We start from the raw sequence: 13,152 nt of genomic DNA, 5'->3' as shown, positions 1-13,152 counted from the left end.
GACACCTTTTTCAATGACACCTTTTTCAATGACACCTTTTTCAATGACACCTTTTTCAGAACCGTCATTTCATCAAGGCGACCGGCACACCTACCGGCGCGTTGCCGTCGTCGGCACGCTGTTCTGCCTCGCCTTCGTGGTGATCAGTTTCTCATTGCGGCCGCAGGTCGAGGACACGCATGTCCTGGTCAAGGCCGACCGGCTGGTGCGCACCGCCGGCCAGGCGCCGCGCGCGAACTAGCTAGCGCGCCGCACGCCAATTAACGCTGATCGTCGGCGCCGGCGCGCGGGCCCGAGCTGCCGCGTGTCGCGAGCGCCACGAAGCCGGCAAAGCCGGACAAATTGAGGAGGACTTCGAGCCACGCAGGCATGCTGGCCTCTCTTGCGCGAAGACGACATCAATGCGGCCGCGGCAGGTTTGTTCCCGGCGTCGCAAGCCGTTCAGAGCCGGGAGGAGGGGTCGAGCCGGCGGCCGAGGGTCGCAACGGACTCGGTGGACGGCTGCTCCTTGAGGAACTCGGCAATGACGCGCGCGAGCTCGCCGTCGGTCATCGGCGTCGGCGGCGGGCGCAGGGCACCGACGCCGAAGCTGCGGACGATCTCGTCGTAATGCTGATCGCGCGCCTTCGGAACCAGCCTGCGGATGCGGGCGAGCAGAGCGGTTATCGGCAAGCTTTCCTCCTCGATCGTCCGCCCCGTTGGCAGCCGGTTGGCCGTGCCGCCATTGTCGTCCCTGAAAGCCTCGTCCCTGAAAGCGAAAAACCCCGCCAGCATCGCGGCGGATGCTGACGGGGTCTTCGTGCGTCGGCCTCACCCGGATGGCGGGCCTTGCACTTGGAAATCCAATCCGCGGACCGCGAGATCGTTCCCGTCGCATCGACATTTTTATCGATTTTTTTCCCGGCTTGCGGTTCCACGGCCCGCGAACCATCGCCAGCCGCCGGCGTTGTGTCCCCGAGATGCGAAGGAGGAGATCCGGGAAGGAGGAGATCCAGCATGAAGAAGACATTGGCAGTTCTGGCCACCGTCGCGGCGGTGGGTGTGACCGCGGTTGCGGCGCCGGCGCCTGCAGAGGCGCGCGGTCGCGGCATCGGGCCGGGCCTTGCGTTCGGTCTGGCCGCCGGCGCGATCACCGCGGGCGCGCTGGCTGCGTCCCGTCCGTATTATGGCTATGGCCCCGGCTACGGCTATTACGACGGCCCGGGCTATTATTACGGGCCAGGCCCGTACGCCTATTACGGCGGCGGACCGTATTACGGCCACCGGTACTATCGTCACTGGTAGCAACCACGGTTAAGCGAAAAGCCCGGAGCGATGCTCCGGGCTCTTTTGCGCAATGATCTTTAGTCGCGATGATCTGATGTCCTACGGCCAGAGCGAGGGCCGTTCGACTTTGCGGGCATTCTCGAGCGTCGACACGAAATACTCGTCGCGTTCGCGCTTGAACTTTTCCTGGGTGGCGCGGAAGGCGGCAACACGGGCGGCGATCTCATCGCGTTCGCGGGCTTTGCGTTCTTCATCTTCGGTCATGTCCATCCCCTCTTTTCACACCTGAACACTTCTGTTCACACCTGCACACTTCTGTGCACGACTGAACTCAGGCGCTGCCGCCGCATCGCGCCTGAGTCGCACTCAACACATGCATTGGCGCTTCTGATTGGGGCGTCAATGGGGAGGAGGCATTGCAGGATTGTGATAAGCGAAGGTCGGAAAAAATTGCCGACCGCATCGCTCTTCGCGAACTCGCTTGGCAGTCTTTCTTGGCGGTGGATAAGAGCGTCAACAATCTTGTCGCTTGCGTGCGTTGCAGCTAGCCCGACAGCAAATCGCAAGAACAAATCACGAGAACAAATCAGGAGGCTGTGGTGGCGAAGATCGATCTGGACTCGCTGAGCATCGAAGAGCTGGCCGAGCTGCGCGAGCGCGCCAACGCAAAGCTGCTGGAGAAGGTTGCGGCGCGGCAGGCGGAGCTCGAGGCCGAGCTGGAAAAACTCGCCCACTACGGCAAGCCGGCCAAGAAGGCCGCGCTCGCGCCAAGCCCGCCGAAGCCGCGCAAGGGTGACGACAAGGGTGACGCTAAGGGCGATGACAAGGCCGACGCGGACAAGGACGAGGTCGCGAAGGCGGCGTGACGCATGGCTTGTCCGCCGGACAGGCCGCACCGCCGTCCGTGAGATGACGGCGACATCCCGCCCTCGCATGCTATAGAGCCATGCTCGGGACCGGGGATGGCTTGCCCATGATCGCATCTGATCTTCGCAGCGGCGTTGAACGGCTCGGCGATATGATCGCCGAAGCGAAGACCATCGTACCGTTCACCGGCGCCGGGATCTCGACCGAGTGCGGCATCCCCGACTTCCGCTCGCCGGGCGGAATTTGGACGCGCAACCGTCCGATCCCGTTCGATGAATTCGTCGCGAGCCAGGAGGCGCGGGACGAATCCTGGCGCCGCCGCTTTGCGATGGAGGAGACCTTTGCGGCGGCAAGGCCCGGCCGCGGCCATCGCGCGCTGGCCTCGCTCTACCGCGCCGGCAAGGTTCCCGCGATCATCACCCAGAACATCGACAATCTGCACCAGGCCTCGGGCTTCGCGCCCGATCACGTGATTGAACTTCACGGAAATACCACTTTTGCGCGCTGCATCGGATGTGGGCAGGCCTATCAGCTCGACTGGGTGAAGCGCCGTTTCGACGAAGAGGGCGCCGCTCCCAACTGCACCGCGTGCGATGAGCCGGTGAAAACCGCAACGATCTCATTCGGTCAGTCGATGCCCGAGGACGAGATGCTGCGCGCGACCGAGCTGTCGCAGCATTGCGACCTCTTCATCGCGATCGGTTCCTCGCTGGTGGTGTGGCCGGCGGCAGGCTTTCCGATGATGGCCAAGAACAGCGGTGCACGTTTGGTGATCATCAATCGCGAGCCGACCGATCCGGACGACATTGCCGACCTGGTGATCCGCCACGACATCGGCGAAGCGCTCGGGCCCTTTGTCGGGAATTGAGGCATCAGTTTGATTCGCGGCTGTGCAAGCTGTTCATAGGTTCCGGCGAATCTCTTTTTTGTCTATGCCTCTCAACCGGGAGTGTTATCTTTTGATTCGAAAGATTCGCGTCGCGTCGAATTGAGAACATTCTCTTAAGACGCGTGATTCGAGCTCCGCCATTAAGGCGGGTTGCATGGCAGTGTGGGGTCCGGGGTTATGGGGTCGTCGGACGGATTTGAGTCCAAGAAGGTCGGGGTTCCCGCGGTGGGCGAACACGGCGGCGCCGGTCGCGACAATGCGCTCAGTCCCTTCACCGGACTTGGCGAGACCAGCGCCAACCTGGTCGAGGTGCACGGCGTCATCAAATGGTTCGACGCCTCAAAGGGCTACGGCTTCATCGTTCCCGACAATGGCTGGCCCGACGTGCTCCTGCACGTCACCGTGCTGAGGCGCGACGGCTTCCAGACCGCTTACGAAGGCGCCCGCATCGTCGTCGAATGCATCCAGCGCGCGAAGGGCTACCAGGCCTTCCGCGTGGTCTCGATGGACGAGTCGACCGCGATCCATCCGGCGCAGATGCTGCCGCCGCGCACCCATGTCACGGTGACGCCGACCAGCGGGCTGGAGCGGGCCCAGGTCAAATGGTTCAACCGGCTGCGCGGCTTCGGCTTCCTGACCTGCGGCGAGGGCACCCCCGACATCTTCGTGCATATGGAAACGCTGCGCCGCTTCGGCATGACCGAGCTCAGGCCCGGCCAATATGTCCTGGTCCGCTTCGGGCCCGGCTCGAAGGGCATGATGGCCGCCGAGATCCATCCCGAGACCGGATCGCCAGGCCTTTCGTCCCACTAAGAAGTCTTTCGTCCCACTAGGACGTCTTTCTTCCCACCAGCGGCCGCAAGGCCCAAAGCTCCCACGATCGTGAGCAGAGGCGCGCGGCCGCCTGGGCGTGCGCCATCTGGCTTTTCCGGCGAGCGCCGCGTAAGGGTTGTTCCAGTCCCACGCCGCCAGGCCATCCCCGCCGTCCCGAGTGCCGTCCCATGCGTTTTGATCGAAAGGCCGTCTGGTCCGTTGCCCGGGGCTGGCTTGCCGCCATTCTCGTCGTCGCCGGCTTCGCCGCCGCGAGCGCGCCGGTCGGCGCCGCCAGCTTCCAGCCGCTCGAGATCGTCACCAAGGGCGGTGTGCAGGTGTTCTCGGTCGAGATGGCCACGACGGAGCAGGAGAAGCAGACCGGCCTGATGTACCGCAAGGAACTGGCGGACGGCAAAGGCATGCTGTTCGACTTCAGTCCCGAGCAGGAAGTGTCGATGTGGATGAAGAACACCTACGTCCCGCTCGACATGATCTTCATCCGCGCCGACGGCCGCATCCTGCGTATCGCGGAAAATACCGAGCCGCTGTCGACCAAGATCATCTCGTCCCAGGGGCTCGCCAAGGCGGTCCTGGAGGTGCCGGCCGGAACGGCGCAGAAATACGGCATCCGCCCCGGCGACCGCGTCGGCCACCCGCTGTTCGGCAGCAAATAGGGCCGCAAAAATTGGGCCGGGCGGCGGGGTCATTGCCGTCTTGCTGGCGCCTTGTGAAGCGTGTATCGACAGGGCTCGCCGGACATTCGGGGTATAGCGCAGCCTGGTAGCGCGGCAGTTTTGGGTACTGCAGGTCGTTGGTTCGAATCCAGCTGCCCCGACCAGTCCCGAGCTTGATATCCTGGGGGAGGGGCCGCGCGGCGCCTCAGAACAACAGCCAGTCGGCGAGGCGCCAGGCGATCCAGGCCAGCGCGCAAATCCAGCCCAGCATTGCGATCCCCGCCACACCGAGCCCGCACAACGCAAACAGCGAGCTTCCGGTCTCCGGCGTGTCGGAGAGTTTTTCCGTCGTATCAATTTGGCTCACTGTGTCCCCTTGCCTTGCGGCCTGCTGTTCATTGGTCTCTACGCGCTCGTGAAAATTCACCGGTGGTCGCTCCATCTCACGCGGACGTGAGACGATCCGGCTATCCGAACAGGCAAGCGGAGGCTGATCGCAGACACGCAGGGATGCCCTGGAAAGTTGGGAACAAGCTGCAACTCGTGGCGAGGCGATTGGTTGCGTCTGTACGGCGGGAAATATTCATTGCGGTCGCTGCCGCCTGATTTCGGCGCGTTCCGCGTTGAAGGAGAACGCGGAGGTTCAAACGGCGCCGCGTCCGGAATCTCCTTCAGGCGAGGTTTTCATGTCGGTCAGTGCGATTGCTTCCTCCACCGCGGCGGTGACGTCGTCTCCGTCGACCGCGGCGACGCCGTCCTCCGCGGCTTCATCGACGTCGGCGACATCGTCGACATCAGCCACGTCGTCGACATCGGCGACCTCGTCGACTTCGTCTTCGCAATCCGCGGGTGGAAGTTCTGGCTCCGGAGGCGGCGGCAGTTCGGCCAAGACCATCGTCAGCGAGGTCTCCATCACCATCGACGGGATGACCACAACGACCATCACCTATTCCGACGGCACGACCGAGGTCCAGACGTCGGCGAGCACGCAAGGCAGTCAGGGCGATCAATCCGGACAGACCTACAACGCGCAAGGCGCGCTCGGCGCCAGCGCCAGCAGCGCCGCGAGCGCGAGCACCGGCGTCTGAGCGGCGATCGATCGCCGGCACCAAACGGACGGTCGAGCGCGCCCCTCAACCCTCGGCGCCCGTTCTCTGCGCGCCGCATCTTCTGCGCGATTTTTCGAGCCATCTGAGCGGGTTAACCGGCGCAGAATGACGGACGCTTGATCGAACCTTTGGKCGTCGCCACCGACTTATGGGTGTTGGGGATTTCAGCGCCCAATACCTAAACGGACGCCGCCAAGCGATGATATTCCGCTTGCGCGGCGTTGCGCTTTTAAGAATGGCCGATCAGCTCGACGCGTGCCAGCCGCGCGGAAACGGCAGGAACGGCCAGATCATCTGGTTGTCGTTCGAGGCCTTCGGTGGTTCTTGAACGGATGTCTTGACGGTCGGAGCAGGTGGTGTCGATCGCACCGCCAGGCGCATACATGCACATTGCAAATTCATTCTGGTGTCCCGGCCGAGTCAATTCTTTTCAAAATTCGATATCGCTTCAAAATTACCCCGCGTCCTCAAAACGACGCGCGCATTCTCAAATCGCGCATCCATCCTAGAAAATTCGGCGTCGGCTTTCAACAAGTCTCGCAGCTCTCCCCGACAAAGTAAGGTTGACTGGTTAGGTTAAGGGCGAGCCGTTGTTGCGGCCGATTTTGCGGCTGTTATCAGAGCGGTCCGGTTCGCGATGGGCTGCCTGCAATCCGTGCTCACATAAGGTCACAGTTCATCGCAGCGCTCGAATCTTGTGAGTTCTGGGTCATGTCTTTCGATCGCAACTTCAAAACCGTCCATCCGCAATCGGGCTGGGCGGAGATCTGGCACCTCTGGACCGTGATCGTGCCGCGGCGCTCGATCAACGGGCAGCTCGTGTACGGCAAGGTCTGGCGCCGCCATGACGGCCGCGACTGGATCTACAAGAAGTTCACCGAGTACGACAGCGAGGAAGCGGCCTGAAGCCGCATCGCTGCCGTCCGGCGCAAGATCGCTGCCGTCCGGCGCGGGATCGCTGCCGTCCGGCGCGGGATCGCTGCCGCGGGCTCACGCGGCTTTCGCCGCCGCCGCAGGCTTGGCCGGCGGTGGCTTCAACGGCTTGTCCTGCCGCTTCGACCAGGAGATGTAGTAGGCCACCGTCGTCATGATCGCGATGCCGGCGATGCTGACGAAGAGCTGCGCAAACAGCGAGCCCGAGCTCATCGACAGCTCGAAATGGCCGACGAAGGACAGGAACACGCCGACGCAGAACACGGCGAGCGACTGCTGGCCGCACACGATCACCGGATCGAATATTTTCCACTCCAGGCCCGGCCAGTCCTTCGGCACGAAGCGGATCACCAGGATCACGATCACGACGAAGTGGATGAAGCGGTAGGGCGCGAGGTTGGTCTTGTCGTTGGGGTTGAAGGCCGAGAACAGCCATTGCGGGAACATGCCGCCGAGGGTCGGGAAGCGGCCGGCCATGGTCATGATCAGCGCGAACAAGAGATAGCCGAGACAGAGCCACAGCGTGATCGGTGAGTTGATCACCGCCCCCGAGCGCCGTGCCCCGCCCATCGCGCACCAGGCGCCGAACACGAACAGTACCTGCCAGCAATACGGATTGAAGTACCATTGTCCGGCCGGATAGGCGGTCAGATTCCAGCCGAACTGGCGCGCGGCCAGCCACAGGACGATGGACAGCGCCATCGTCAAATCGGGCTTGCGCAGCATGAACCACAGCACCGGCGGAAACAGGCCCATCAGCACGATGTAGAGCGGCAGCACATCGAGATTGAGCGGCTTGAAGCGCAGGAACAGGCCCTGGCGCAGCGTCTCGGTGGCGTTGTCGACGAGGCCGGCGACGTTGAACTCGTTGATCATGTCCGAATCGCCGAAGCGTAGCGCCAGATAGCTGATCGAGGCGATGTAGATCACGAACAGGATGATGTGGGCGACGTAGAGCTGCCAGACCCGCTTGGTGAGCCTCGTGGCGCCGACGAGGAAGCCCCGCTCCAGCATCATCCGCGCATAGACGAAGGAGGCGGTGTAGCCGGAGATGAAGACGAAGAGGTCCGCGGCGTCTGAAAAGCCGTAGTTGCGGGTCGTGATCCAGTTCACGACGTTGTCGGGGATATGGTCGAGGAAGATTGCCCAGTTCGCGACGCCGCGAAACAGGTCGAGCCTGAGGTCGCGGCCTTTCTCGGGAAGCGTGGCGCTGATGTTCAGGAAGGCCATGCGAGGAGAGCTTTCGGAGGGGACAGATAGGCTGATGTCAGCGGGGCAGCGCCGCCGGGCGGGAGCCCGGCGCGGAAGGCGGGTACGCAATTGTCACGGTGCAGCATAATGACTATACCCGTAGCGGGCACCCCCGGGGACCGGAATCACGATCAGTTCCCGAACGGTGTCTCTATACTATGCCCGCGGTTTCCACCAACTGCCACCGTGACGCATCGAAATCGAACGAAAAGACGAAGAGGCCCGGACCACCCATGACCGCACGCATTTTCAAGCCCGCCAAGAACGCGATGCAATCCGGCCGGTCCAAGACCAAGGAATGGCAGCTCGATTACGAGCCGGAGCAGCCGCGCGCGGTCGAGCCGCTGATGGGCTGGACGTCGTCCGGTGACATGAAGCAGCAGATCACGCTGCGCTTCCAAAGCAAGGACGAGGCGGTCGCCTATTGCGAGCGCAAGGGCATCGCCTACCAGGTGATCGAGCCGAAGGAATCGCTGCACCGGCAGGTTGCCTATGCCGACAATTTCTCGTTCCGCCGCGGCGAGCCCTGGACGCACTGAGGGGCGGCCCACACTCTATCATCTCGTCGGGCATCCACGTTTTGGGCGTCTCGTGAGATCGGCCTGCAAGGTTCGAGACGCCCGCTTTGGCGGGCTCCTCACCATGAGGGTCTGATATCTTGCCGCGAAACGTGACCTCATCCTGAGGGTCCGCCGGAGGCGGGTGTCTCGAAGGATGGGCCGCAGGCAAGCTTCCCGCCACGCTTTTCTAGCCTTGGGAAGCCTAAGGTGGTTGGCACCAATTCCGCCCCATGCTTCGCTGCCTCCCACGACAGGACCAGGGCGAGGTGGGGAATGGCCGGGCGTGACCAGCTCGACAGCGTCGATCTGAAGATACTCTCCGAGTTGCAACAGGACGGGCGGGTTCGCAACAACGAACTGGCGCTGCGTGTCGGCGTCTCCGCGCCGAACTGCCTGCGGCGGCTGAAATCGCTGTTCAGCCGCGGCGTGATCCGGGCGATCCGTGCCGTCATCGACGAGCGGCTGCTCGGCTACGAGGTGGTGTCGTTCGTCTCGATCCAGCTCGGCAGCCAGGCCCAGCCGGTGCTGGAGGCGTTCGAGAGCTCGATCGCCGCGATCCCGCGCATCCAGCAGTGCTGGCGGATTTCGGGCGACACTGACTATCTCCTGAAATGCGTTGCGCCGAGCGTGGAGAACATGCGCCAGCAGCTGCTGCATTTCGCCGCGATGCCTGATGTGAAGAACGTCCGCAGCTTCCCGGTGCTGGGTGTGGCCAAGGATGTGCCGCTGCCGTTGCAGGAGGTCGCCGCGGCGTCGGCGTAGGTTAGGGCAACCGCATATGACGCCAGAGCTTGGGGGCGCCTAAGCTTCCACAGCGTCATGGCCGGCATAGCCGTGCGAAGGACGGCGTCGCTTCCGCTCGCCTATGTCCCGGCCATCCACGTCCTTGCTGGGACGACGAAGAACGTGGATGCCCGGGACAAGCCCGGGCATGACGACGGGGCAGGGATTCACAAAAGCCGAATCAATGGCCGGCATTTAGTTTAGTTACTCACCTAACTGTGACATGTGATTTGCGAAGCCCTGCAATGCGCTGAATCGTGATTGTCGGTTCGGGCGCGTCGCCTAGATGCAAGGTGTGGACCTCAGCCTGCGTCGCATGCCGAGGACCCTTTTGTGGGACCCTGAAGCAGGAAAAGACAACATGACCTCGACTTCGAAGACGTTCGCAGTTTCCGCTGCGACGCTGTTTGCGTCTGCGTTTTTGGTTCTGACGGCACCGGTTGCGAAGGCAGACGACTTCTGCATCACCAACGGTGCCCAGGCCGCCCATGGTTGCGGCTTTCCGACCATGGAAGCCTGCCGTCAAGCGGCCGGCGGCATCGGCGGCTCGTGCTCGCAGGCCGGCGGCGCGAAGAGCGCCAACGACTCCCTCGCTTATCAGCCGAAGCAGACGCAGTCGCGCACCAAGCTTCGCGCGGGCGCGCAGGCCAAGTCGAACTAATTGCTGAAATCGAGACCGGTTTCGACATGTTGCGGCCTCCGGGATTCATCTCGGGGGCCGTAAACTTATGAGAACGAGGCGACAGCTCGGGCTTGTACGCCTCAACGATACCTGCCGCGAAACTCGCGCGGCGAGGTGCCGGTCCAGGTGCGGAAGGCGCGGGAAAAGCTCTTTTCGTTGCGGAAGCCCGCGATCTCCGCGATCCGCTTGATCGGCACCCGGCCGCGCATCAATTCCTGCTTGGCGAGCTCGAATTTCGCCTCTTCCTTGAGATCGCGCAGCGAGGTCGCTTCCTCGCGCAGGCGCCGATGCATGGTGCGGGTGGAGAGCGCCAGCTCGCTCGCGACGTCCTCGGCGCCGAGACTACGTCCGCGCGCTGTGCGAAGCACGCGGCGAACGCGCTCGACCAGCAGCCGGTCGCGCCGATAGGGCAGCACGGTCAGCCGCAACGCGCCCTTGAGCATGCTGTCGAGGTCTGCCGGACTGCGGGTGAGCGGCAGCGAGAGATAATGCTGGTCGAAGACGATGCCGGCGCGATCGGCGCCGAAGCCGACGGTCTTGCAGAAGATGGTCGGATAGACCGAGACATGGTGYGGCTCGGGAAAGGGAAATTCGGCTGCGCGGAGTGCGATCGCGGAATCGACCGCCCAGCATGAAAAGCCGAGCACGTAGCGGAGCAGGGTGACCAGGCAGAACTCGCGCAAGGCCCCGAGGTCGCGCTGCTCGCGAATGGAGATGACCGCGGTCTCCCCGCTGACGGTGAGCTCGAACAGGACGTCCTCGGTCAGCAGACGGTGATGCCGGCACCAGCGTTTTAGCGCGACTTCGAGCGTCGGGGCTGTGATCGAGGCGCGGCACAGCATGCCATAGGAGCCCCAGGGCAGCCGGCGCGAGAACCAGCCGAGCGCCTCGTCGTCGAGCTCGCGCATGGCATGGCCCGCGAGCGCCTCGAACTGGGCCGCGGTCACCCGCCCGTCCGTCGATTTGACCAGGTCCGCCGTGAGCTGCCCCTTGGCCAGGGCCTCGGCCGGATCGTGGCCGTACCGGGCGTATGCAGCGACCACGCCGCGGACGAACGCGGCAGGGGTCATGGCGCGGCGGGGCGTCGCGGTTGCGGCTAGAAAGGCCATGGAAAATCCTCGCCAAACTTGGCGGAAAATGCAACCTTTTAGACCGAAGCGGCGCCGGCGCGGGGGTAGGTTCGGCCCGATAAGAACGGAGGAATCGCCTTGAACATCCCGAGCATCGATTTCGATCTGGGCGAAGACATCAGCATGCTGCGCGACACCGTGCGCGCCTTCGTGGAGGCCGAGGTCGCGCCGCGCGCGGCCGAGGTCGAGAAGGCCAATCTGTTCCCGGCCGACCTCTGGAAGCGCTTCGGCGATCTCGGCCTGCTCGGCATGACGGCGCCGGAGCAATATGGCGGCTCCAACATGGGCTATCTCGCCCACATCGTCGCCATGGAGGAGATTTCGCGCGGCTCGGCCGCGGTCGGGCTGTCCTACGGCGCCCATTCCAACCTCTGCGTCAACCAGATCCGCCGCAACGGCAACGACGCGCAGCGGCAGCGCTATTTGCCGAAGCTGATCTCCGGCGCGTATGTCGGCGCGCTCGCGATGTCAGAGCCGGGCGCCGGCTCCGACGTCGTCTCGATGAAGCTGCGCGCCGACAAGCGCGGCGACCGCTACGTGCTCAACGGCTCAAAGATGTGGATCACCAATGGCGGCGACGCCGACGTGCTGGTCGTCTACGCCAAGACCGATCCGGAGGCCGGCCCGCGCGGCATGACCGCCTTCCTCATCGAGAAGGGTTTCAAGGGCTTCACCCACGGCCAGCATCTCGACAAGCTCGGCATGCGCGGCTCCAACACCTATCCCTTGTTCTTCGACGACTGCGAGGTGCCGGCAGAGAACGTGCTGGGCGGCGTGGGCGAGGGCGTCAAGGTGCTGATGTCCGGCCTCGACTATGAGCGCGCGGTGCTCTCCGGCGGCCCGCTCGGCATCATGGCGGCCTGCATGGACGCGGTCGTGCCCTACATGCATGAGCGCAAGCAGTTCGGCCAGCCGATCGGCGACTTCCAGCTGATGCAGGGCAAGCTCGCCGACATGTATTCGACCTGGCAGGCCACGCGCGCCTATGTCTACGCAGTGGGGAAAGCCTGCGACCGTGCCAACCACGCACGCAGCCTGCGCAAGGATGCCGCCGCGGCGATCCTCTATTCCGCCGAGAAGGCGACGTGGATGGCGGGCGAGGCGATCCAGGCGCTTGGCGGCGTCGGCTACACCACCGAGTTTCCGGTCGGACGTCTGTGGCGCGATGCAAAGCTCTACGAGATCGGCGCCGGCACCTCGGAGGTCCGCCGCATGCTGATCGGCCGCGAGCTGATGGCGGAAACGGCTTAAGCCTTCACACGATTGGAATTGCCGCGAAATGGGTCCACCCTGTTCGCGGCCTCTCACCACGTCACCACAAACGCGGGACCACATGCCGCTCCATTCCAGCATCGATCCGTCCTCATCAGATTTTGCGCGCAACTCCGAAGCCATGCGCGGGCTCGTGTCCGACTTGCGCGAAAAACTCAGCCAGGTCGCCGGCGGTGGCGGYGAGGTCTCGCGCAACCGCCACACCGCGCGCGGCAAGATGCTGGCGCGCGAGCGCGTCGATCTGCTGGTCGATCCCGGCACCTCGTTCCTGGAGCTGTCGCCGCTTGCAGCCTACGGCCTCTATGGCGGCGACGTGCATTCGGCGAGCGTCATTACGGGGGTGGGGCGCATCGCGGGCCGCGAATGCGTGATCGTGGCCAACGATGCCACCATCAAGGGCGGCACCTATTACCCGATGACSGTGAAGAAGCATCTGCGCGCGCAGGACGTGGCGCGGCAGAACAATCTKCCCTGCGTCTACATGGTCGATTCCGGCGGCGCCTTCCTGCCGCTCCAGGACGAGATCTTTCCGGACGAGCGGCACTTYGGCCGSATCTTCTATAACCAGGCGCAGATGTCATCGCAGGGCATCCCGCAGATCGCGATCGTGATGGGCTCCTGCACCGCCGGCGGCGCCTATGTGCCGGCGATGTCGGATGAGAGCATCATCGTGCGCAATCAAGGCACCATCTTCCTCGGCGGCCCGCCGCTGGTGAAAGCGGCGACCGGCGAAGTCGTGACCGCGGAGGAGCTCGGCGGCGCCGACGTGCATTCGCGCCAATCCGGCGTCACCGATCACTATGCCCAGAACGACGCCCATGCGATCGGCATCGCCCGGCGCATCGTCGGCACGCTCAAACCGTTAGCGCGGCCGAACCTCAATATGCATCCGCCGCGCGATCCACTGTTTGCCGCGGAGGAGA

Annotated in this window: 20 protein-coding genes and 1 tRNA gene; 14 read left to right on the top strand and 7 right to left on the bottom strand. The window is 63.9% G+C overall.

The features are described 5' to 3' along the window. Window positions 1-43: 43 nt before the first annotated feature. The gene (locus ACXJL8_RS17555) at window positions 44-241 is read left to right on the top strand and encodes a hypothetical protein (protein ID WP_456624162.1); all 198 of its coding nucleotides are present in this window, start codon (window positions 44-46) and stop codon (window positions 239-241) included. 200 nt (window positions 242-441) lie between these two features. On the opposite strand, the gene ACXJL8_RS17550 is transcribed toward ACXJL8_RS17555, so the two are convergent. Then, window positions 442-774: a hypothetical protein gene (locus ACXJL8_RS17550; RefSeq protein WP_456624161.1), complete on the bottom strand. Its 333-nt coding sequence runs from the start codon at window positions 772-774 to the stop codon at window positions 442-444. A 222-nt stretch (window positions 775-996) separates the two neighbouring features. Here ACXJL8_RS17550 and ACXJL8_RS17545 point away from each other — a divergent pair, with 222 nt between their 5' ends. Further along, complete coding sequence (locus ACXJL8_RS17545; RefSeq protein ID WP_456624160.1) at window positions 997-1,284, top strand: hypothetical protein; 288 nt, start codon at window positions 997-999, stop codon at window positions 1,282-1,284. Window positions 1,285-1,365: 81 nt separating this feature from the next. Here ACXJL8_RS17545 and ACXJL8_RS17540 read toward each other — a convergent pair whose 3' ends face one another. Then, on the bottom strand, window positions 1,366-1,530 hold the full coding sequence (locus tag ACXJL8_RS17540) for a hypothetical protein (RefSeq protein ID WP_162848652.1): 165 nt from the start codon (window positions 1,528-1,530) through the stop codon (window positions 1,366-1,368). Window positions 1,531-1,865: 335 nt separating this feature from the next. Between ACXJL8_RS17540 and ACXJL8_RS17535 the strand changes: the two genes are divergently transcribed. The 5 genes from ACXJL8_RS17535 (at window position 1,866) to ACXJL8_RS17515 (ending at window position 4,673) form a co-directional block, all read left to right on the top strand. Further along, a complete protein-coding gene (locus tag ACXJL8_RS17535; protein WP_456624159.1) occupies window positions 1,866-2,132 on the top strand; it encodes a hypothetical protein in 267 nt (88 codons plus the stop codon). A gap of 107 nt (window positions 2,133-2,239) precedes the next feature. Beyond that, on the top strand, window positions 2,240-3,001 hold the full coding sequence (locus ACXJL8_RS17530; protein WP_456624158.1) for a Sir2 family NAD-dependent protein deacetylase: 762 nt from the start codon (window positions 2,240-2,242) through the stop codon (window positions 2,999-3,001). A 198-nt stretch (window positions 3,002-3,199) separates the two neighbouring features. Next, window positions 3,200-3,835 (top strand): cold-shock protein, encoded by a 636-nt coding sequence (locus tag ACXJL8_RS17525; protein WP_456624157.1) that lies wholly within the window; start codon window positions 3,200-3,202, stop codon window positions 3,833-3,835. Window positions 3,836-4,023: 188 nt separating this feature from the next. Then, window positions 4,024-4,509, top strand: coding sequence for a DUF192 domain-containing protein (locus ACXJL8_RS17520; RefSeq protein ID WP_456624156.1), 486 nt, complete (start codon window positions 4,024-4,026; stop codon window positions 4,507-4,509). Window positions 4,510-4,596: 87 nt separating this feature from the next. Next, window positions 4,597-4,673, top strand: a tRNA-Pro gene (locus ACXJL8_RS17515). A 41-nt stretch (window positions 4,674-4,714) separates the two neighbouring features. Here ACXJL8_RS17515 and ACXJL8_RS17510 read toward each other — a convergent pair. Together ACXJL8_RS17510 and ACXJL8_RS17505 are read right to left on the bottom strand one after the other, a co-directional pair. Then, window positions 4,715-4,936, bottom strand: a complete 222-nt coding sequence (locus ACXJL8_RS17510) for an RNA-binding protein (protein WP_456624155.1) — start codon at window positions 4,934-4,936, stop codon at window positions 4,715-4,717. A 216-nt stretch (window positions 4,937-5,152) separates the two neighbouring features. Beyond that, window positions 5,153-5,452: a hypothetical protein gene (locus ACXJL8_RS17505; RefSeq protein WP_456685303.1), complete on the bottom strand. Its 300-nt coding sequence runs from the start codon at window positions 5,450-5,452 to the stop codon at window positions 5,153-5,155. On the opposite strand from ACXJL8_RS17505, the gene ACXJL8_RS17500 reads away from it, so the two are divergent. Then, on the top strand, window positions 5,436-5,597 hold the full coding sequence (locus ACXJL8_RS17500) for a hypothetical protein (protein WP_456624153.1): 162 nt from the start codon (window positions 5,436-5,438) through the stop codon (window positions 5,595-5,597). The genes ACXJL8_RS17505 and ACXJL8_RS17500 overlap by 17 nt on opposite strands. Window positions 5,598-5,847: 250 nt before the next feature. Here the strand turns inward: ACXJL8_RS17500 and ACXJL8_RS17495 are convergent, their stop codons facing one another. Further along, entirely contained in the window at window positions 5,848-6,009 is a 162-nt protein-coding gene (locus tag ACXJL8_RS17495; protein WP_456685302.1) for a hypothetical protein, read from the bottom strand. A 320-nt stretch (window positions 6,010-6,329) separates the two neighbouring features. On the opposite strand from ACXJL8_RS17495, the gene ACXJL8_RS17490 reads away from it, so the two are divergent. Then, window positions 6,330-6,524: a hypothetical protein gene (locus tag ACXJL8_RS17490; RefSeq protein ID WP_456623893.1), complete on the top strand. Its 195-nt coding sequence runs from the start codon at window positions 6,330-6,332 to the stop codon at window positions 6,522-6,524. Window positions 6,525-6,608: 84 nt separating this feature from the next. Here ACXJL8_RS17490 and ACXJL8_RS17485 read toward each other — a convergent pair whose 3' ends face one another. Continuing rightward, entirely contained in the window at window positions 6,609-7,781 is a 1,173-nt protein-coding gene (locus tag ACXJL8_RS17485; protein ID WP_456623892.1) for an OpgC domain-containing protein, read from the bottom strand. Between the two features lie 254 nt (window positions 7,782-8,035). Between ACXJL8_RS17485 and ACXJL8_RS17480 the strand changes: the two genes are divergently transcribed. From ACXJL8_RS17480 to ACXJL8_RS17470, 3 genes are all read left to right on the top strand, one after another. Next, complete coding sequence (locus tag ACXJL8_RS17480) at window positions 8,036-8,341, top strand: ETC complex I subunit (protein WP_456623891.1); 306 nt, start codon at window positions 8,036-8,038, stop codon at window positions 8,339-8,341. Between the two features lie 294 nt (window positions 8,342-8,635). Next, on the top strand, window positions 8,636-9,124 hold the full coding sequence (locus ACXJL8_RS17475) for an Lrp/AsnC family transcriptional regulator (RefSeq protein ID WP_456623890.1): 489 nt from the start codon (window positions 8,636-8,638) through the stop codon (window positions 9,122-9,124). Between the two features lie 382 nt (window positions 9,125-9,506). After that, a complete protein-coding gene (locus ACXJL8_RS17470) occupies window positions 9,507-9,806 on the top strand; it encodes a DUF3551 domain-containing protein (protein WP_456623889.1) in 300 nt (99 codons plus the stop codon). A 101-nt stretch (window positions 9,807-9,907) separates the two neighbouring features. Here ACXJL8_RS17470 and ACXJL8_RS17465 read toward each other — a convergent pair whose 3' ends face one another. Next, window positions 9,908-10,936 (bottom strand): AraC family transcriptional regulator, encoded by a 1,029-nt coding sequence (locus ACXJL8_RS17465; RefSeq protein WP_456623888.1) that lies wholly within the window; start codon window positions 10,934-10,936, stop codon window positions 9,908-9,910. Window positions 10,937-11,080: 144 nt separating this feature from the next. Between ACXJL8_RS17465 and ACXJL8_RS17460 the strand changes: the two genes are divergently transcribed. Together ACXJL8_RS17460 and ACXJL8_RS17455 are read left to right on the top strand one after the other, a co-directional pair. After that, entirely contained in the window at window positions 11,081-12,208 is a 1,128-nt protein-coding gene (locus ACXJL8_RS17460; protein WP_456623895.1) for an isovaleryl-CoA dehydrogenase, read from the top strand. An 82-nt stretch (window positions 12,209-12,290) separates the two neighbouring features. Then, the coding region (locus tag ACXJL8_RS17455) for a carboxyl transferase domain-containing protein (RefSeq protein WP_456685301.1) at window positions 12,291-13,152 on the top strand (862 nt) is incomplete at its 3' end.

The organism is Bradyrhizobium sp. P5_C11_2, from assembly GCF_054049755.1.
Note: the sequence above shows the minus strand (reverse complement) of the source record. Positions and strands in the feature narration are given on the sequence as shown.